We start from the raw sequence: 16,566 nt of genomic DNA, 5'->3' as shown, positions 1-16,566 counted from the left end.
CCGCGGCCCTGTGCGGAACGCGTCACAGATGTTGCAACACGGAGTTGCACGTCCCGTACAGTACCGCCATGGCGACCAGGGCACCGCAGATCGACGGCCGCCGCAAGGCGGCCGCGGCGCGCCGGCGCGAGCGCAAGGCGAAGATCATCGCCGCCACCCGCGACATCTTCGACTCCAAGGGCGTCCGCGACGTCCAGATCGAGGAGATCGCCAGCGCCGTCGGCATCAACCGCGCGATCGTCTACCGGCACTTCACCGGCAAGGAGGAGCTGTTCGCGCTCACCCTCGTCGGCTACCTCGACGAGCTGCACGACGCCATGCAGCAGGCGGCCGAGCTCGAGGGCGCGGCGACCGACCGGCTCGCCGCCGTCGTCGGCGCCTTCGTCGACTACGGCGTCGCGCACCCGGCGTTCGTCGACTGCGCCCAGGCACTGATGATCCGCCCCGGCCACGAGCTCCTCGACGAGCTCTCCGAGAGCGCGCTGTTCCGCCTCGGGCGGGGCATCACCTCGTGCCTCACCATCCTCTCCGACACCCTCGCCGGCGGTGTCGAGGGCGGTGAGTTCCAGGTCGGCGAGGACCCGGTGCTGCTCGCCAACATGCTCTACGCCAGCGGACTCGGCGCGCTCCAGCTCGCCCGGCTCGGCATCCTCGTCACCGAGTCCGCCCCCCGGCGTCCCCACGGTCGGCCAGATCTCGCCCGACCAGGTCCGGCGCTACCTCGTCACCTCGGCGCTCGCGCTGGTCACGCCCGGCACACACGCGTAGGCGGGTGCCGCCGGGCTCGTGCGGCCGGGCACGCGGCTCGGGTCGGGGTCGCGGGGGACTCGTGCGTCGCAGCCGGCGCAGATTCATCAAGGTATGCAGCCCAACCCGCACCTCCCACGGCGTACCCACCCCGGGAAGTGCCAATTCACCGACATCCCTTGATGAACCTGCGACCGCAGCGCAACCGCCGCCCCGCGACACCACCCCAGCCCCAGCCGGCGCAGATTCATCAAGGTATGCAGCCCAACCCGCACCTCCCACGGCGTACCCACCCCGGGAAGCGCCATTCACCGACATCCCTTGATGAACCTGCGACCGCAGCGCAGCCACCGCCCCGCGACACCACCCCAGCCCCAGCCGGCGCAGACTCATCACGGTATGCAGCCCAACCCCGCACCTCCCACGGCGTACCCACCCCGGGAAGCGCCAATTCACCGACATCCCTTGATGAACCTGCGACCGCAGCGCAACCGCCGCCCCGCGGCGGTCCCCCGCGCCGGAGACCGCCGCGCGCCCTCAGCGCTCCAGGATCGCGACGACGCCCCCTGGCCGCCGGCGGCGCAGACGGAGATCAGCGCGCGGCCGGAGCCCCTTCCGGGCGAGGAGCTTCGCGGCATTGGCGACGATCCGGCCGCCGGTGGCGGCGAACGGGTGGCCGGCGGCGAGCGAGGAGCCCTTGACGTTGAGCTTGTCGCGGTCGATCGGGCCGAGCGGGGCGTCGAGGCCGAGGCGCTCCTTGCAGAACACCGGGCTCTCCCACGCGGCCAGGGTCGAGAGGACCTGCGAGGCGAAGGCCTCGTGGATCTCGTAGTAGTCGAAGTCCTGCAGGGTCAGGCCGTGGCGGGCGAGCAGCCGCGGGACGGCGTACGCCGGCGCCATCAGCAGGCCCTCGTGGCCGTGGACGAAGTCGACGGCGCCGAGCTCGGAGTCGACGAAGTAGGCGAGCGGCTCGAGGCCGTGCGCCTCGGCCCACTCCTCCGAGGCGAGCAGCACCGCTGACGCGCCGTCGGTGAGCGGCGTGGAGTTGCCGGCGGTCATGGTGGCCGCGTCGCCCTTGCCGAACACCGGCTTGAGCTTGGCGAGCTTCTCCACCGACGAGTCGGGACGGAGGTTGTTGTCGCGCTCGAGTCCGCGGAACGGGGGTGACCAGGTCGTCCTGCCAGCCCTCCTCGTACGCCGCGGCGAGGTTGTGGTGCGACGTGGCGGCGAGCTGGTCCTGCGCCTCGCGGGTGATCTGCCACTCGAGCGCGGTCAGCGCCTGGTGGTCGCCCATCGAGAGCCGGGTGCGGGGCTCGCCGTTGGACGGGATGGCGAGGCCGATGTCGCCCGGTCGGAGGGTGGCGAGGATGCCGAGCCGCTCCTTGTTGCTGCGGGCGTTGTTGAGCTTGATCAGCTTCTTGCGCAGCTTCTCCGAGATCGCGATAGGGGCGTCGGAGGTCGTGTCGGTGCCGCCGCCGATGCCCGCGTCGATCTGGCCGAGCTTGATCTTGTTCGCGATGTAGTTGACGGCCTGGAGACCCGTGCCGCAGGCCTGCTGGAGGTCGACGGCGGGCGTCTCGGGCGCCAGCCTGCTGCCGAGCACCGACTCGCGGACCAGGTTGAAGTCACGTGCGTGCTTGAGCACGGCACCTCCCGCGACCTCTCCCAGCCGCTCGCCCTCGAGGCCGAACCGGGCCACCAGACCGTCGAGCGCGGCGGTCAGCATCTCCTGGTTGGACGCGGTGGCGTAGGCACCGTTGGACCGGGCGAACGGGATCCGGTTGCCACCGATGACGGCGGCTCGGCGAACAGTGGTTTCCATGCTTCCATCCTCACCGGGAAGGCCCCGCGAGAGAACCATTTGAGGGGCAGATCACGAAATATGGACTCAGAGTTACACATCTAGTTACATAGAGTGCATGAGCGACAAGTACCAGGGGTTCGTCTCGACCCCGATCGGCAGGCTGCTGGTCAAGAACCTCGGGCTCCCCGACCCGGCAAGGCTGGAGCGGTACGCCGAGGGCGCGCCCCTCGTGGACGGCACCGTGCTCGTCGGCGGCACCGGCCGGCTGGCCGAGTCGCTTCCCGGCCTCCTCGACCTGCTCGGGATCGCCGCGACCACCACGGCCGGCGAGGGCCAGCGCTTCAAGGGCCTGGTCTTCGACGCGACCGGCCTGACCAGCTCCGCGGACCTGGTCGCGCTCCGCGACTTCTTCACCCCGCTCCTGCGCAGCCTGGAGAGCTGCCCGCGGGTGGTCGTGCTCGGCACGCCGCCGGAGCAGGTGTCGGGCGCCGAGCGGGTCGCACAGCGCGCGCTGGAGGGCTTCACCCGCAGCCTCGGCAAGGAGATCGGCCGTGGCGGCACCGTCCAGCTGGTCTACGTCGCCGAGGGCGCGGAGACCGGGGTGACGAGCACCCTGGGCTTCCTGCTGTCGCCGAAGTCGGCGTACGTCTCCGGCCAGGTCGTGCGGATCGGCGCCCACGGCGAGGCCGCCGTGCCCGAGGTCACCGACTGGACCCGTCCGCTCGCCGGCAAGGTCGCGCTCGTCACCGGCGCCAGCCGCGGCATCGGCGAGGCGATCGCCCGGGTGCTCCACCGCGACGGAGCCACGGTGGTCGGCGTCGACGTGCCCCAGGCGGCCAGCGACCTGCAGTCGCTGATGAAGGTGCTCGACGGCGACTGGCTCACCCTCGACATCACGGCGCCCGACGCGCCGCAGCGGATCGCGCACCACCTGCAGGAGAAGCACGGCGGCGTCGACGTCGTCGTCCACAACGCCGGCATCACCCGCGACCGCAAGCTCGCCAACATGGCGCCGAGCGAGAAGGGTGACCGCTGGGAGCAGGTCCTCGCCGTCAACCTCACCGCGCCCGAGCTGATCACCCGCGAGCTGCTCGACCGGAAGGTCCTCAACCCCGGGGCGTCCGTCGTCGGCGTCGCGAGCATCGCCGGCATCGCCGGCAACGTGGGGCAGACCAACTACGCCGCCTCGAAGGCCGGCGTCATCGGCCTCGTGGACTCCCTGGCCGACGAGCTCAGCGACGGGATCACGATCAACGCGGTCGCACCGGGCTTCATCATCACCCAGATGACCGCGGCCGTGCCGTTCGCCACCCGGGAGGTCGGTCAGCGCCTCAACGCGATGGCGCAGGGCGGCCTGCCGGTCGACGTCGCCGAGACGATCGCCTGGTACGCCAACCCCGCCTCCCGGCTGGTCAACGGAAACGTCATGCGGGTCTGCGGCCAGATGATGCTGGGGGCCTGACGTGGGCAAGATGGCCGGGGACGTGCGGGTCGTGCAGCCCGGCGGCGGCACCGCCACGATGCTGAAGGCCGCGCTCCCGGTCGTCCCCGGCGTCAACCAGCTGCCGGGGGTCCGGAAGGCCGGCGGCGACCTGCCCGACCTCACGCTCCGTCGCGAGGGCGTGCGGGTCGAGCGCGGTCAGGTCGACCGGTACGCCGCGGTGTGCGGGTTCCCCAGCAAGGACGTCGCGCCGGTGCCCTACCTGCACATGCTGGCGTTCCCGCTGCACATGGCGCTGATGACCGACCCGTCCTTCCCGTTCCCCGCGATCGGCACCGTCCACCTCGAGAACGCGATCACGCAGCACCGACCGGTCGCGGTCGGCGAGACGGTCTCGCTCGAGCTCCGGGCCCGCAACCTCCGCGCCAGCACCAAGGGCCGCGCCTTCGACATGGCGGTGACCGCCACCGTCGGCGACGAGGTCGTGTGGGAGTCCGTCTCGACCTACCTCCGCCTCGGCGGCGGCGACAAGGAGCACGGCGACCCCGGCACGTCCTTCCCGGCGGTCGAGGCGACCGCGCCGGAGTGGCGGCTGCCGGGCGACCTCGGTCGCAGGTACGCCGCGGTGTCGGGCGACCACAACCCGATCCACCTCTACCCGCTGACCGCGAAGGCGTTCGGGTTCCCCCGTCACATCGCGCACGGGATGTGGACCAAGGCGCGCTGCATCGCGGCGCTGGAGAACCGGCTCCCCGACGCCGTCCGGGTCGAGGTCGGCTTCAAGAAGCCGGTCTTCCTTCCCGGCAAGGTGCGGTTCGGCGCCGAGCGGACCGACGCGGGGTGGGCCTTCGCGCTGACGAGCCCGAGGTCGAGCGCACCGCACCTGCTCGGCCGGACAACGAGCCCGTAGCGCCGGCCGTCCGCCCCTCCGGCCGGGGGCTACCGCGTCCTCGGCCGGATCAGGCCCTCCTGCGCCACGGTCGCGACCAGCGTGCCGTCCTGGGTGAACACCCGCCCGAGCGACAGACCCCTGCCGCCGCCGGCCGAGGGCGACCACTGGTCGTAGAGCCACCACTCGTCGGCACGGAACGGGCGGTGGAACCAGATCGTGTGGTCGAGCGAGGCCATCTGCACCCGCGTGGGGTCGGTGTCGTGGGCGGCAAGCGAGGCCCCCAGCAGCGAGACGTCGCTGGCGTAGGTGAACGTGGCGAGGTGCTCCAGCGGGTCGTCGGAGAGCCGCCCGGCGATCCGCAGCCACAGCTGCGTCTGGGAGGGCCGCACCGGGTCGAGCTCGATGCCGCCGTACTGCGAGCTGCCGAGCCACCGGACGTCGAGCGCCTCCCACTCCTTGCTGAGGCCGTCGTCGGCGCCGCGCTCGCGCATCAGCTCGAACAGGTCCAGGCCCTCCTCGGGGCCCTTGACCTCCGGCATCGCGTCCTGGTGCTCGAACCCGTCCTCGGTGCGCTGGAAGTTGATCGACTGGTAGTAGATCGGGCGGCCGTGCTGACGGGCCAGCACCCGGCGGGTGGCGAACGACCGGCCGTCGCGGATCCGCTCGACGTCGTAGACGATCGGGACCTGGTAGTCACCGGGCAGCAGGAAGTAGGAGTGCAGCGAGTGCACGTGGTAGCCGGGCTCGACCGCCCGATGGCCGGCGATCAGGGCCTGGGCGGCGACCTGCCCGCCGTAGACCCGTTGCCGGACGGTCTCGGGCTGCCGGCCGCGGAACAGGTCGGTGTCGATCTCCTCGAGGTCGAGCAGCGACACCAGGCGGCGCGCGGCGTCGTTCACGACCCACCTCCGGTCTCGTCCGGCCGTTCGAGACCGGCGAGGAACTGCTCGAACTGCTGCCCGATCTCCTCGCCGGTCGGCAGCGGCTGGTCCTCGGCGAGCAGGCTCGAGCCGCTCTCCTCGGCGCGCGCGAACGCGTCGTACTGCTGCTCGAGCGCCGCGACGACCTCGCCCACCTCGGCGTTGGCCGCGAGGTAGCGGGCGATCTCGTCGTCGCGGTCCTCGGCCGCCCGGTCGAGGTCGCTGAGGTCGATGGTCAGCCGCGCGGCGAGCTCGACCTGCCCGAGCAGCGCGATGGCCGCCCGCGGGTAGTCGAGCTGGGCGAGGTAGTGCGGCACGTGCGCGACGAAGCCCTGGGCGTCCTGCCCCCACTCCCCCATCCGCAGCTCGAGCAGCGCCTGGGCGCTGCTCGGGACCCGCAGCTCCCGCGCCACGGACTGGTGCCGGTCAGCAGCTCGGGGTTGTTGGCGTGGTGGGTGATCGCGATCGGCCGGGTGTGCGGCACGGCCATCGGCACCGCGCCCATGCCGACGAGCAGGGTGACGCCGAAGCGGTCGACGACCTCCTTGACGGCGCGGGCAGAACCCCTCCCACCGGATGTCGGGCTCCGGTCCGTGGAGCAGGAGGTACGGCGTCCCGCCGACGTCGCGCAGCAGCCGCACCACGAGCCGGGGCGCGTCGTAGGCCTCGTAGTGGTCCCGGACGAACGACATCGGCGGACGGCGGGCTCGGTAGTCGTGGAGCTGGTCGACGTCGAACGTCGCGACGACCACGCCGCCGCCGTCGGCGCCGTGGGCGACGAGGTGGCGGGACGCGATGGCGCCGGCGTTGCCGGCGTCGAGGAAGCCCTCGAGCGCGACGACCATGACCAGCGACTCGACCCCGGAGAGCTCAGGGACATCGTCGACGATGTGCACCAGGCGGGGGAATCTGTCACGTGGACAGGGTATTCCCCCTCGCGTTCGCGGCTGCCGAGGCGGCTGCGCCGACGGCCGAGAGGGAGCGGGACGGGCGCTACCCGTAGGTCCGCTGCATCAGTCCTGTGCCTTCGGCGGCCAGCCGGGCAGGGGTGGTCCCGAGCAGCGCCGGGACGGCCTCCTCCTCGTCCCGGCCCTCGGCGAGGGCGTCGAGCAGCGACCAGAGGGCCGGCTCGCCGTAGGTCGCCGCGACGTGCTCGCAGACCCACCACGCGACGGCGTACCACGCCTCGGCGTCGGGGCCCACGAGCTGCTCGTCCCCCGGCAGGCCGTCGGCGTCGGCGGCGACGACGAGCGCGTCGCTCGGGGAGGCTGCGCTCCGGCTGTCCCTCCGAGCGCACCGAGACGTACTCCGCGACGCCCTCGGAGATCCACAGCGGCGCGCCGCGCGCCCGGTCGCCGAGGGCGACGTGGGTCAGCTCGTGCCGGACCAGCCGGTCGAGGGCCGGTCCGGGCTCGGCGAGCGCCCGGGGGTGCACCAGCACGCGGTGGGAGGCCGTGGGTCCGTCGCGGTCGGCCGGGTCGCGCGGCACCGGGATCGTGACGGCGTCGAGCCGGTCCGGGTCGTCCACGGGCAGCCCCGGCACGGTGCCGAGGTAGGCGTCGTCGGCCAGCGCGTAGACCACCGCGCCGTGGGGTCGCGCCTGGGGCACCACGGCAGCGACGTCGTCGCGCCCCCTCCGGAACGAGTCGAGCAGCTCGTCGGCGTGGACGACGGTGCCGGAGTCGAACACGCCCAGCACGCCGGGTTCCTCCCTCACCTCCACCGCACCGAGGTCCCACGGCTGCGGCTGGGGGGCGGTGCTCGGCCTCCCACGCCCGGTCGGTGGTCGAGGTGACCAGCCAGCGCCGGCCGTCGCGGGCTGGCGCGAACCGGTAGCGGTCGCGGGTCACGACCGGCGCGACGTCGTACCCCTCCAGCTGCAGCCGCACCTCGACCTCGGCCCAGACCGCGTCGCCGTCCTCCTCGAGCGAGTCGGTGTCCAGGTCGAGCCGCAGCGTCGCCAACGGCAGCTGCGCGAGGTTGTCGAAGTACGTCGCCTGCGCGGCGGCGAAGCGTGGCCGCTGGTGGGCGACCGTGCGCCGGAACCGTCGCTCGTCGCCGGTGCGCAGCGCCCGGGCGCGCTGGCCCAGGGTGCGGGAGATCGCCGTGACGGCCTCGGCCGCGGGGTCCGGCTCGGGCACGGGGTCGTCGCCGCAGGCGGCGACCGTGGGGCCCAGGAGCAGGAGCAGTACGGCGAGCGGACGGTGCCTGCGACGGGCGTCAGCGCGTCCCGTCGACATCGAGCAGCGTCCGGTCGTCCGCCGCCGCATCCGCCGCCTTCCCGGTCACCTCGTGCACCACCTCGAGCGCGATCGCCTGCGCCGAGAGCCCGATCCGCTCGAGGATCACGCCACGCTTGGCGTGGTCGAGGAACTCCTGCGGGATGCCGTGCAACCGCACCGGCGTGCGGACACCCGCCTGGGCCAGCGTCTGGAGCAGCACCGCGCCGACGCCGCCGACCACCCCGTTGTCCTCGATCGTCACGACCAGCTCGTGCTCGGCCGCGAGCTCGACCAGCGCCGGGTCGACCGGCTTCACCCAGCGCGGGTCGACGACGGTGACGCCGATGCCCTGCGCGGCGAGCCGCTCGGCCACACCCACGGCGACCTGCGCCATCGCACCGACGGAGACCACCAGCACCTCGCGCCGGCCGTCGCGGACCAGCACGTCGCACCCGCCGGCACGGCCGACGGCCGCGACGTCCTCCGGCGGCGGCCCCTTGGGGAACCGGACCACCGTCGGCGCGTCGGCGACCTCGACCGCCTCGTCGAGCAGCTCCCGCATGCGGGTGACGTCGCGGGGCGCGGCGAGCCGCAGGCCGGGGACGACCTGGAGGATCGACATGTCCCACATGCCGTTGTGGCTCGCGCCGTCGTCGCCGGTCACGCCAGACCGGTCGAGCACGAACGTCACGCCGCAGCGGTGCAGCGCGACGTCCATCAGGACCTGGTCGAACGCCCGGTTGAGGAACGTCGCGTAGACGGCGACGACCGGGTGCAGGCCGCCCATCGCGAGCCCGGCCGCGGAGGTCGTCGCGTGCTGCTCGGCGATGCCGACGTCGAAGGTGCGCTCGGGAAACCGGGACTCGAACTTGTCGAGGCCGACCGGGTGCATCATCGCGGCGGTGATCGCCACCACGTCGGGGCGCCGGGCGCCGATCTCGACGATGTGGTCGGCGAAGTGGTCGGTCCAGATCCGGCCCTTGGGCTTCTCGGCCCCGGTCTGCACGTCGAACGGCCCGGGAGCGTGGAACTGGTCGGCCTCGTGCCGCTCGGCAGGGTCGTAGCCGAACCCCTTGCGGGTCATCGTGTGCACGATGACCGGCCCGCCGAACCGCTTGGCCTGCTCGAGCGCCTGCTCGACGGCGGTCCGGTCGTGACCGTCGATCGGACCGACGTACTTGAGCCCGAGGTCCTCGAAGAGCCCCTGCGGCGCGAGGGCGTCCTTGAGGCCCTTCTTCACCGCGTGGAGCGCGTCGTAGGCCGTCGGTCCCACGCCGGGGACGGCGTTGAGGCGCTTCTTGACCAGGTCGAGCACCTGCTCGTAGCGCGGGTTGGTGCGGAGCCCGGCGAGCGCGGTCGCGAGACCGCCGATCGTGGGCGTGTAGGAGCGCCCGTTGTCGTTGACGACGATGACGAGGCGGGGAGTCCTTGGCGATCGCGATGTTGTTGAGCGCCTCCCAGGCCATGCCGCCGGTGAGGGCGCCGTCGCCGATCACGGCCACCACGTGGCGGTCCTCGCCTCGGATCCGGTAGGCCTTCGCCAGGCCGTCGGCGTAGGACAGCGCGGTCGACGCGTGCGAGTTCTCGACCAGGTCGTGCTCGGACTCCGCCTGGCTCGGGTAGCCACTGATGCCGCCCTCGCGCCGGAGCGTGCCGAAGTCCTGGTGCCGGCCGGTCACGAGCTTGTGGACGTAGGACTGGTGGCCGGTGTCGAAGACCACCTTGTCGGTGGGCGAGTCGAAGACCCGGTGGATGGCCAGCGTGAGCTCGACGACCCCCAGGTTGGGACCGAGGTGGCCGCTGTTGGTGGCGACGGTCCGGATCAGGACGTCGCGGATCTCTGCCGCGAGGGCGGTCAGCTCGTCCTCGGACAGCCCGCGGAGGTCGCGGGGCGCGGTGATCTGGTCGAGGACGGACATGCCGACGAGTTTAGGTGGTCAGAGGGCGTAGACCGCGATCGCGGGCTCGTGCAGGCTGCCCATCCAGACCCTTCCGTCGAACTCCCGCACCCCGGTCACCATGTGGTAGCCGGCACCGCCGTGGTCGTCGGGCCGGACGTCGACGTCGTGCACGAGCGCGCCGGTGTCGTCGTACGCCTGCACCCGCACGGTCCGCTTCGGCTTCGGCTGCAGGCGCGCCGGGACCCGGGTCACCGCACGGCGCAGCGCCATCGGCGCGCGCTGCAGCCGCTCGACCACCGGGTCGGTGGGGCTGGCGATGGTGACCCAGATCAGGCCGTCGCTGCCCCGGGCGATGTTGTCGGGGTAGCCGGGCAGGTCGGTGCACAGCTTGTCGCGCATCCCGCGCCGCTCCTCGGTGAGCCAGTGGCGCACCACGGTGCGCGCCCCGGTCTCGGCGACCGCGACGTAGGACTCGTCCGCGGCCAGCGCCACCCCGTTGGCGAAGGCGAGGCCGGTCAGCACCACCGAGACGGTGCCGTCGGGGTCGAGACGCAGCAGCCGGCCGGTGCGGGTGTCCTGGACGAAGTCGTCCTTCCACCGGTCGATGCCGTAGCGGGTCGAGGAGTCGCTGAACCAGACCGTGCCGTCGCGGGCGATCGCGGCGTTGTTGCAGAACTTCATCGGGTCGCCGGCCACGCTGTCGGCGATCGCCTCGACCCCGCCGCGGCGGGGGATCGACCCAGAGCAGGCCGCGCCGCGCGTCGCAGACGAGGAGCCGGCCGTCGGGGGGCGACCTCGATGCCGAGCGGCCGGCCGCCGGTGTGGGCGACCCGGTCGATCCGGCGCCCGTCGTGGGAGACCCGGAACACGGACCCGTCGGCGGTGCCGGTGAACACGGCGCCCGCGTCCGGCCCGTCGGTGGCGACGACGACGTCCTCGGCGCCGTCGGCGGGCACGGGGTGGACGGCGAAGCTCACGACACCAGCTCCCCGGTAGCGGTCGGAGGCGAGGAAGCGCGGCAGGATCTGGCCGGCCGCCTGCGTGAGCGGCAGGTCGGTGGCCCGGTCGGGGTCGACGAAGACGATCTGCCGGCCCTCGCCGACCACGACGTCGTCGTCGCCGAGGTCGGTCGGGGCGACGTAGACCCGGACGGAGTCGTGGGTGCCGTAGGCGGCGTGGAACACCCGGAACTCCTGCCACAGCGGCAGCGCCGGCGGCGCCAGCCGGATGCCGGTCTCCTCCTCGAGCTCCCGGTAGGCCGCGTCGTCGGGGTCCTCCCCCGCGTCGACGTGGCCGCCGACGAAGCCCCAGCGCCCCGGGTCGATCAGCGGGTGCTCGTCACGCTCCTGGAGCAGGAGCCGCCCCTCCGGGTCCACGAGCAGGACCGATGCGAAGCGGTGCATCCGGTCACCGTAGCGGAGCCGGCCGGGTACGCCGTCCCGCAAGACTCCACGGCAGGCGCCGCGGGTGCCACGATGGGGCCATGCCCGACCTGATCGGCCGCGACGAGGAGCTGGCGGTGCTGGAGGAGCAGCTCGCCGGCGCCGAGGACACCGGGCGCCGGGTCGTGCTGGTCGCCGGGGGAGGCCGGGCTCGGGAAGACCGCCCTCGTGGACCGCTTCGCCCTCCGCCTGCGCGACCGGCCGGCGCGCGTCGGCGTCGTCCGTGGCCTCTGCGTGCCGATGGGCGAGTCAGGTCTGCCGTTCGCGCCGGTGCTCGGGGTGCTGCGGTCGCTGGAGGACCTGCACGGCGGCGACGCCCTGGCCGCGTGGGCAGCGGGCGGCCGTGACGCCCTCGCCACGCTCCTGCCCGAGCTGCGGGACCCGGCGGGCGCCGCACCCGCCGGCGACCTGCAGCTGCAGCTGTTCGAGGCGGTCGTCCGGGTGCTGCGGGGTGCCGCCGGGGTGCGGCCGCTGGTGGTCGTCGTCGAGGACGTCCACTGGGCCGACGGGTCCAGCCGCTCGCTCCTCCAGTTCGCCGCCCGCACCCTCGGTGATGCGCCGGTGCTGCTGGTGCTCACGTTCCGCCCCGACGAGGCCAGCGGCGCACGGCAGCTCCGCGGGATGGTCGACGACCTCGCGCGACTGCCCGGCGCCGTCCGGCTGCCGCTGCGCCGGCTCGACCGTCGCGAGGTGGCTGCGCTGCTCGCGGCGCTGGACGGCCGGGCGCCCGGCGCCGCCCGCATCGACGACGTACGACGGCGGAGCGACGGGGTCCCGCTCTACGTCGAGGAGCTCGCGGCGATCGCACCGGGGCGGCGGGAGCTGCCGGCGTCGCTGCGGGGCGCGCTCGAGGCACGCACCGGCCTCCTCCCGGAGGAGGCTCGTCCCACGTTGGCCCTCGCCGCCGTGGCGGGACCGAGGGTGCCGCACGCGTTGCTGGTCGAGGCCACCGCCGAGCCGACCGCCGTGGACGACCACCTGCGCGCCGCCGTCGACGTGGGGCTGCTGCGGGTCGACGACGACAGCCTCGCCTTCCGCCACGCCCTCTTCGCCGAGGCGGTGTACGCCGACCTGCTCCCGGGCGAGCGGACCCTGCTGCACGCGCGGCTCGCCGACGCGCTGGAGCGCCGCCCCGACCTGGCCCGCGGCACCGCCGACCACGCGGTCGCGTTGCACCGCCTCGCCGCCGGCGACGCCGACCGGGCGTTCGGGGCGGCGGTGCGCGCGATGCGGTCGACGACCGTGGCCCACGCCGAGACGCTGGCGATGCACGAGCGGGTCCTGGAGCTGTGGAACGGCGTCGAGGACCCGGAGGGAGCGGCCGGGCCCCGGGTGGAGGTGCTGACCGGAGCGGCGCGCAGCGCCCGCCACGCGGGCGACTACGACCGGGCGCTCGAGCTGGTGGGCGAGGCGCTCGAGGTCGGTGGTGCCGACGACGCCGCCGGCCGGGCCGACCGCCTCCTCCTCCGTGCCCTGCTGCTGCTCGACTCCCTGCGCCCCGGCGCCGAGGCCGACCTCGCACTGGCCGAGGAGCTGCTCCCCCGGGTGGCCGACCCGGCCACGCGGGCGGAGCTCCTCGAACGGGCGGCGCGGATGCGGCTCAACCTCGGCGCCGACCCGCTGCCCGCGGCGCGCCGGGCGGTCGCGGCCGCCCGTGCCGCCGGCGCGCGGGCGACCGAGGCCGACGCACAGGTCACCCTCGGCAGCGCCCTGGTGGCGGAGTGCGAGGACGTGGCGGGCATCGCCGAGCTCGAGGCCGCCGTGGGCGCGGAGGCCGCCGGCGTCCACACCCGTCTCCGCGCGCAGCTCAACCTCTCCGACTCACTGCACCTCACCGGGCGCTACCAGGAGGCGGTCGACGTCGCCCCTCGCCGGCCACCGCGAGGCCGCGGCGCACGGGGTCGAGCGGTCGTTCGGCACCTACCTCGCCGGCAACGCCGCGGAGTCGATGCTCGCCACCGGCAACTGGTCACGCGCCGCCGACCTGCTCGCCGAGGCGGTGGCCCCTCGACCCGCCGTCCAGCCACCGCACCCACCTCGAGCTGCTCCTCGCCTGGCTGCTGACCTACCGCGACGAGCTCGACGCAGCCGAGGAGGTCCTGGACGAGCACCGGCACCTCATCGCGCTCGGCAAGCCGGCACCACAGTTCGTCGCCCAGGTGATGCGCGTCGACGCCGAGAACGCGGTCCTGACCGGGCGGCCGCAACGGGCGTGGCGCGACGTCGAGGTCTACCTCGCGCACCCGGCGTACTTCGACCCGCCGCGGATCTGGCCGCTGCTCCCGGTCGCGGCCGCGGCCGCCGCCGCCCTCGACGCATCGCGACCCCGCCGGCCGCACCAGCATCGTGCGCGAGCTGCTGACCACGACGAAGGCGAACCGGATGGGAGTGGTGTGGCGGACGCTGGCCGAGGCCGAGCTGGTCGACGACCGCGACGCGTGGACGTCCGCGGTCGGGCTGCTGACCGACGCTCCCGCGCCGGTCCACCTGGCGCCGTACGCCCAACTGCGGCTGGCCGGGCACGTCTCGGCGGCCCGGGACCGGCAGGCGCTCCGCGACCTGGTCGCCGGGGCGGGCGAGGCGGCCCGGGCGATCGGGGCGCGGCTGCTCGTCCGCCGACTCGCGGCGCTCGCCCAGCGGGCCGGGGTCGCGCCGGCCGACGGCGCGTCCGTCGACCGGACGCCGCTCGCAGCGCTGACCGCTCGCGAGACGGAGGTGCTGCGCCTGGTCAGCCGCGGTCTGTCCAACAGGGAGATCGGCGGCGAGCTGTTCATCAGCACCAAGACGGCGAGCGTCCACGTCTCCAACATCCTCGCCAAGCTCGGCGCAGCCGGCCGCGCCGAGGCGGCGGCGATCGCCGTCCGGCACGGACTCCTCGCCGACGCCGACCCGGTGCCCTGAGCCGTGTGGGGGCCACGGCGACCTGGGGTCAGCCCGGCAGGAAGCTGAGCCGGACTTCGCGGTCGTGGTTGTCGACGTTGAGGTCGACCAGGCACACGCTCTGCCACGTCCCGAGGGCCAGTCGGCCGCCGAGCACCGGAACCGTCGCGTACGGCGGCACCAGCGCGGGCATCACGTGGGACCGGCCGTGCCCGGGCGACCCGTGCCGGTGCCGCCAGCGGTCGTCGGCCGGCAGCAGGTCCGCCAGCGCCGACAGCAGGTCGTCGTCGCTGCCCGCTCCTGTCTCGATGATCGCGATGCCGGCCGTCGCGTGCGGCACGAACACGTGCAGCAGTCCGTCGCCCTCCCCCGCCACGAACGCCTCGCAGTCGCGGGTGATGTCGAGCACGACGTCCTCGCCGCCCGTCCGGAAGTGCTGGGTCTCCGATCTCATGGGGTCGATCGTGTCAGCGGCGGGGGCCGACGGCACGGCGTCGACGTCGGCCGGTGCCAGCCACCAGCCGCCTAGCGTGCGCTCCACCGGCACCAGGTGCCGGCCCAGCGCACCCCAACGCCCCGTCCCCCACTCCCGGCACGCCGAAATCCAGGTGCGCCGACCGCGGCGGACGACCTACGGTCGGCGCATGACTACGTACTTCGTGATGGTGCGTCGTGTCCGGGCAGCGGACGCGGCGGGAGTGGGGCTGGCACCCGCTTCGTGCTGAGTGGGCCGAGCGGGTCGTCCGGGGACGCGGGCGTCCGGCCCGGTGACCTGGTGCTCGACATCGGGGCCGGTCGGGGTGCGCTCACGAGGCCGTTGCTCGAGGCCGGTGCGCGCGTCGTCGCCGTCGAGCTGCACCCGGGGCGGGCGGCCGAGCTGAGGTCGCGGTTCTCGGAGCAGGGCGTGCGCGTCGTGCGCTGCGACCTGCGCGAGCTGCGGCTCCCGAGGCGTCCGTTCCGGGTGGTGGCGAGCCCGCCGTACTCGGCGACGACCGACGTGCTCCGGCTGCTGCTCCGCACGGACCGGCTGCTCGCGGCGCACCTGGTGCTGCAGCGTGCGGCGGCGCGGCGGCTGCTCGAGCGGCCGCCGGGCGGGCGGCACGCGCACCGTTACGTCCTCGCGCTCGGCCGTCCGGTCCCCCCGGACGGCGTTCCGGCCGGCGCCGCGGGTCGACTCGGTCGTCCTGCGCGTCGGGCGCCGCTCCGGCGGGTGAGACGGACCATCTACGGTGACCCCATGCTCGTCGCCTTCTCGATCTCCCCGTCCGGTGCTGCCGACGAGTCCGGCAGCGTGTCCGAGGCGGTCGCCGCCGCGGTGCGTGTGGTCCGCGAGTCCGGGCTGCCCAACGAGACCAACGCGATGTTCACCAACATCGAGGGCGAGTGGGACGAGGTGATGGACGTCGTGAAGCGGGCGGTCGACGCCGTGGCCGCCGTGTCGCCACGGGTCGGGCTGGTGCTGAAGGCCGACATCCGCCCCGGCTACACCGGACAGCTCACCGCCAAGGTCGAGCGGGTGGAGCGGGCGCTGGAAGCCTGATGTCCTACCCCCCGCCACCGCCGCCACCGCCCGGTGGGTTCCCACCCCAGGGCCCGCCGCCCGGGCCGCCTCCGGGCCTCCCGCCGCAAGGACCGCCGCCGTACCCGCCGTACGGCCCGCCGTCGATGCCGTCCATGCCGCCGCCTGCCGCACCGCCGCGCCGGCGCCGCGGCGCGCTGCCGGTGGTCGTCGCGGTCGTCGCGGCCCTCGTGGTGGTGGCAGGTGCGGTCGTCGTGCCGCTGGTGGTGCTCGGCGACGACGACGACCGCCCCAGCGACCGGTCCCCGTCCGCGTCCGGCTCGGACGAGGAGGAGGTCGACACCAGCAACCTCGACCTGGTCGAGGAGTACGACGACCTCGACCCGTCGCACGTGACCGAGGACGTCGACTACCCGCAGGTGCCGCCGGTCGGCGGACCGCACTGGGCGGAGTGGCTGGAGTGCGGGGTCTACGACCACCCGGTGCCCGACGAGAACGCCGTGCACGACCTCGAGCACGGCACGGTGTGGATCACCTACCGCGACGACCTGGTCGACGACGCCGGCGTGGAGGCGCTCGGCGAGCAGCTGCCGACCAACGGCATCCTCTCGCCGCACCCGGACCAGGAGGCGCCGGTCGTGGTCACGGTCTGGGGCCGTCAGCTCGCGCTGCTCGGTCCGGACGACCCGCGGCTGGCGCTGTTCGTCGAGGAGTACGGCGCCGGCGAGACCGCTCCGGAGCCGTGGGCGTCATGCGCCGGCGGGACGGCCGCCGCCGACGGCGTCGTGGTCTGAGCGT

The 16,566-nt window shown here is 74.1% G+C and carries 10 protein-coding genes and 7 pseudogenes; 8 read left to right on the top strand and 9 right to left on the bottom strand.

Annotated elements, in window-relative coordinates; translation table 11 throughout:
• Nucleotides 1-68: 68 nt before the first annotated feature.
• A pseudogene (locus MF408_RS26000) lies at nucleotides 69-218 on the top strand (TetR/AcrR family transcriptional regulator); the annotation flags it as partial.
• Between the two features lie 1,083 nt (nucleotides 219-1,301).
• On the opposite strand, the pseudogene MF408_RS27245 reads toward MF408_RS26000, so the two are convergent.
• Nucleotides 1,302-2,569: pseudogene (locus MF408_RS27245) on the bottom strand (acetyl-CoA C-acetyltransferase); the annotation flags it as partial.
• 97 nt (nucleotides 2,570-2,666) lie between these two features.
• Between MF408_RS27245 and MF408_RS20720 the strand changes: the two are divergent.
• Complete coding sequence (locus MF408_RS20720) at nucleotides 2,667-4,013, top strand: 3-oxoacyl-ACP reductase (protein ID WP_240249233.1); 1,347 nt, start codon at nucleotides 2,667-2,669, stop codon at nucleotides 4,011-4,013.
• Between the two features lie 10 nt (nucleotides 4,014-4,023).
• Nucleotides 4,024-4,902: a MaoC/PaaZ C-terminal domain-containing protein gene (locus tag MF408_RS20715; protein ID WP_240249232.1), complete on the top strand. Its 879-nt coding sequence runs from the start codon at nucleotides 4,024-4,026 to the stop codon at nucleotides 4,900-4,902.
• Between the two features lie 29 nt (nucleotides 4,903-4,931).
• On the opposite strand, the gene MF408_RS20710 is transcribed toward MF408_RS20715, so the two are convergent.
• From MF408_RS20710 to MF408_RS20685, 7 genes and pseudogenes are all read right to left on the bottom strand, one after another.
• Nucleotides 4,932-5,783 carry an acyl-CoA thioesterase II gene (locus MF408_RS20710; RefSeq protein WP_240249231.1) on the bottom strand — a complete coding sequence of 284 codons (852 nt, stop codon included), beginning with the start codon at nucleotides 5,781-5,783 and terminating at the stop codon, nucleotides 4,932-4,934.
• Nucleotides 5,780-6,333, bottom strand: a pseudogene (locus MF408_RS27240) (PAC2 family protein); the annotation flags it as partial. The pseudogene MF408_RS27240 and the gene MF408_RS20710, both read right to left, overlap by 4 nt.
• A gap of 73 nt (nucleotides 6,334-6,406) precedes the next feature.
• Nucleotides 6,407-6,649 (bottom strand): annotated as a pseudogene (locus MF408_RS27235) (PAC2 family protein); the annotation flags it as partial.
• 148 nt (nucleotides 6,650-6,797) lie between these two features.
• Nucleotides 6,798-7,007, bottom strand: a complete 210-nt coding sequence (locus MF408_RS20700) for a hypothetical protein (RefSeq protein ID WP_240249229.1) — start codon at nucleotides 7,005-7,007, stop codon at nucleotides 6,798-6,800.
• A 1,017-nt stretch (nucleotides 7,008-8,024) separates the two neighbouring features.
• Nucleotides 8,025-9,945 (bottom strand): annotated as a pseudogene (dxs, locus tag MF408_RS20695) (1-deoxy-D-xylulose-5-phosphate synthase).
• Nucleotides 9,946-9,963: 18 nt separating this feature from the next.
• The gene (locus tag MF408_RS20690) at nucleotides 9,964-10,623 is read right to left on the bottom strand and encodes an SMP-30/gluconolactonase/LRE family protein (RefSeq protein WP_240249228.1); all 660 of its coding nucleotides are present in this window, start codon (nucleotides 10,621-10,623) and stop codon (nucleotides 9,964-9,966) included.
• Complete coding sequence (locus MF408_RS20685; RefSeq protein WP_240249227.1) at nucleotides 10,605-11,330, bottom strand: NUDIX hydrolase; 726 nt, start codon at nucleotides 11,328-11,330, stop codon at nucleotides 10,605-10,607. Before MF408_RS20685 ends, MF408_RS20690 begins: the two co-directional genes overlap by 19 nt.
• Before the next feature lie 189 nt (nucleotides 11,331-11,519).
• Here MF408_RS20685 and MF408_RS20680 point away from each other — a divergent pair.
• Nucleotides 11,520-13,433 (top strand): annotated as a pseudogene (locus MF408_RS20680) (AAA family ATPase); the annotation flags it as partial.
• A 282-nt stretch (nucleotides 13,434-13,715) separates the two neighbouring features.
• Nucleotides 13,716-14,270 (top strand): LuxR C-terminal-related transcriptional regulator, encoded by a 555-nt coding sequence (locus MF408_RS20675; protein WP_275693252.1) that lies wholly within the window; start codon nucleotides 13,716-13,718, stop codon nucleotides 14,268-14,270.
• Nucleotides 14,271-14,298: 28 nt separating this feature from the next.
• Here the strand turns inward: MF408_RS20675 and MF408_RS20670 are convergent, their stop codons facing one another.
• Nucleotides 14,299-14,703: a secondary thiamine-phosphate synthase enzyme YjbQ gene (locus tag MF408_RS20670; RefSeq protein WP_240249225.1), complete on the bottom strand. Its 405-nt coding sequence runs from the start codon at nucleotides 14,701-14,703 to the stop codon at nucleotides 14,299-14,301.
• A 96-nt stretch (nucleotides 14,704-14,799) separates the two neighbouring features.
• Between MF408_RS20670 and MF408_RS27230 the strand changes: the two are divergent.
• The 3 genes and pseudogenes from MF408_RS27230 to MF408_RS20655 form a co-directional block, all read left to right on the top strand.
• Nucleotides 14,800-15,276: pseudogene (locus MF408_RS27230) on the top strand (rRNA adenine N-6-methyltransferase family protein); the annotation flags it as partial.
• Between the two features lie 210 nt (nucleotides 15,277-15,486).
• Nucleotides 15,487-15,789 (top strand): MTH1187 family thiamine-binding protein, encoded by a 303-nt coding sequence (locus MF408_RS20660; RefSeq protein ID WP_240252086.1) that lies wholly within the window; start codon nucleotides 15,487-15,489, stop codon nucleotides 15,787-15,789.
• A 134-nt stretch (nucleotides 15,790-15,923) separates the two neighbouring features.
• Entirely contained in the window at nucleotides 15,924-16,562 is a 639-nt protein-coding gene (locus tag MF408_RS20655) for a DUF3105 domain-containing protein (RefSeq protein WP_240249224.1), read from the top strand.
• The last annotated feature ends 4 nt before the right edge of the window (nucleotides 16,563-16,566 follow it).

Origin of the sequence: Nocardioides sp. TF02-7 (assembly GCF_022437945.1) — a bacterium.
Lineage (GTDB): Bacteria > Actinomycetota > Actinomycetes > Propionibacteriales > Nocardioidaceae > Nocardioides.
This window is presented reverse-complemented; position numbering and strand designations above follow the sequence as displayed.

Excerpts from the sequence above, each read along its gene's own strand:
- MF408_RS20720 (WP_240249233.1), top strand. The coding sequence starts at position 2,667 with ATGAGCGACAAGTACCAGGGGTTCGTCTCGACCCCGATCGGCAGGCTG.
- MF408_RS20660 (WP_240252086.1), top strand. The coding sequence starts at position 15,487 with ATGCTCGTCGCCTTCTCGATCTCCCCGTCCGGTGCTGCCGACGAGTCC.
- MF408_RS20685 (WP_240249227.1), bottom strand. The coding sequence starts at position 11,330 with ATGCACCGCTTCGCATCGGTCCTGCTCGTGGACCCGGAGGGGCGGCTC.
- MF408_RS20670 (WP_240249225.1), bottom strand. The coding sequence starts at position 14,703 with ATGAGATCGGAGACCCAGCACTTCCGGACGGGCGGCGAGGACGTCGTG.
- MF408_RS20655 (WP_240249224.1), top strand. The coding sequence starts at position 15,924 with ATGCCGCCGCCTGCCGCACCGCCGCGCCGGCGCCGCGGCGCGCTGCCG.
- MF408_RS20715 (WP_240249232.1), top strand. The coding sequence starts at position 4,024 with ATGGCCGGGGACGTGCGGGTCGTGCAGCCCGGCGGCGGCACCGCCACG.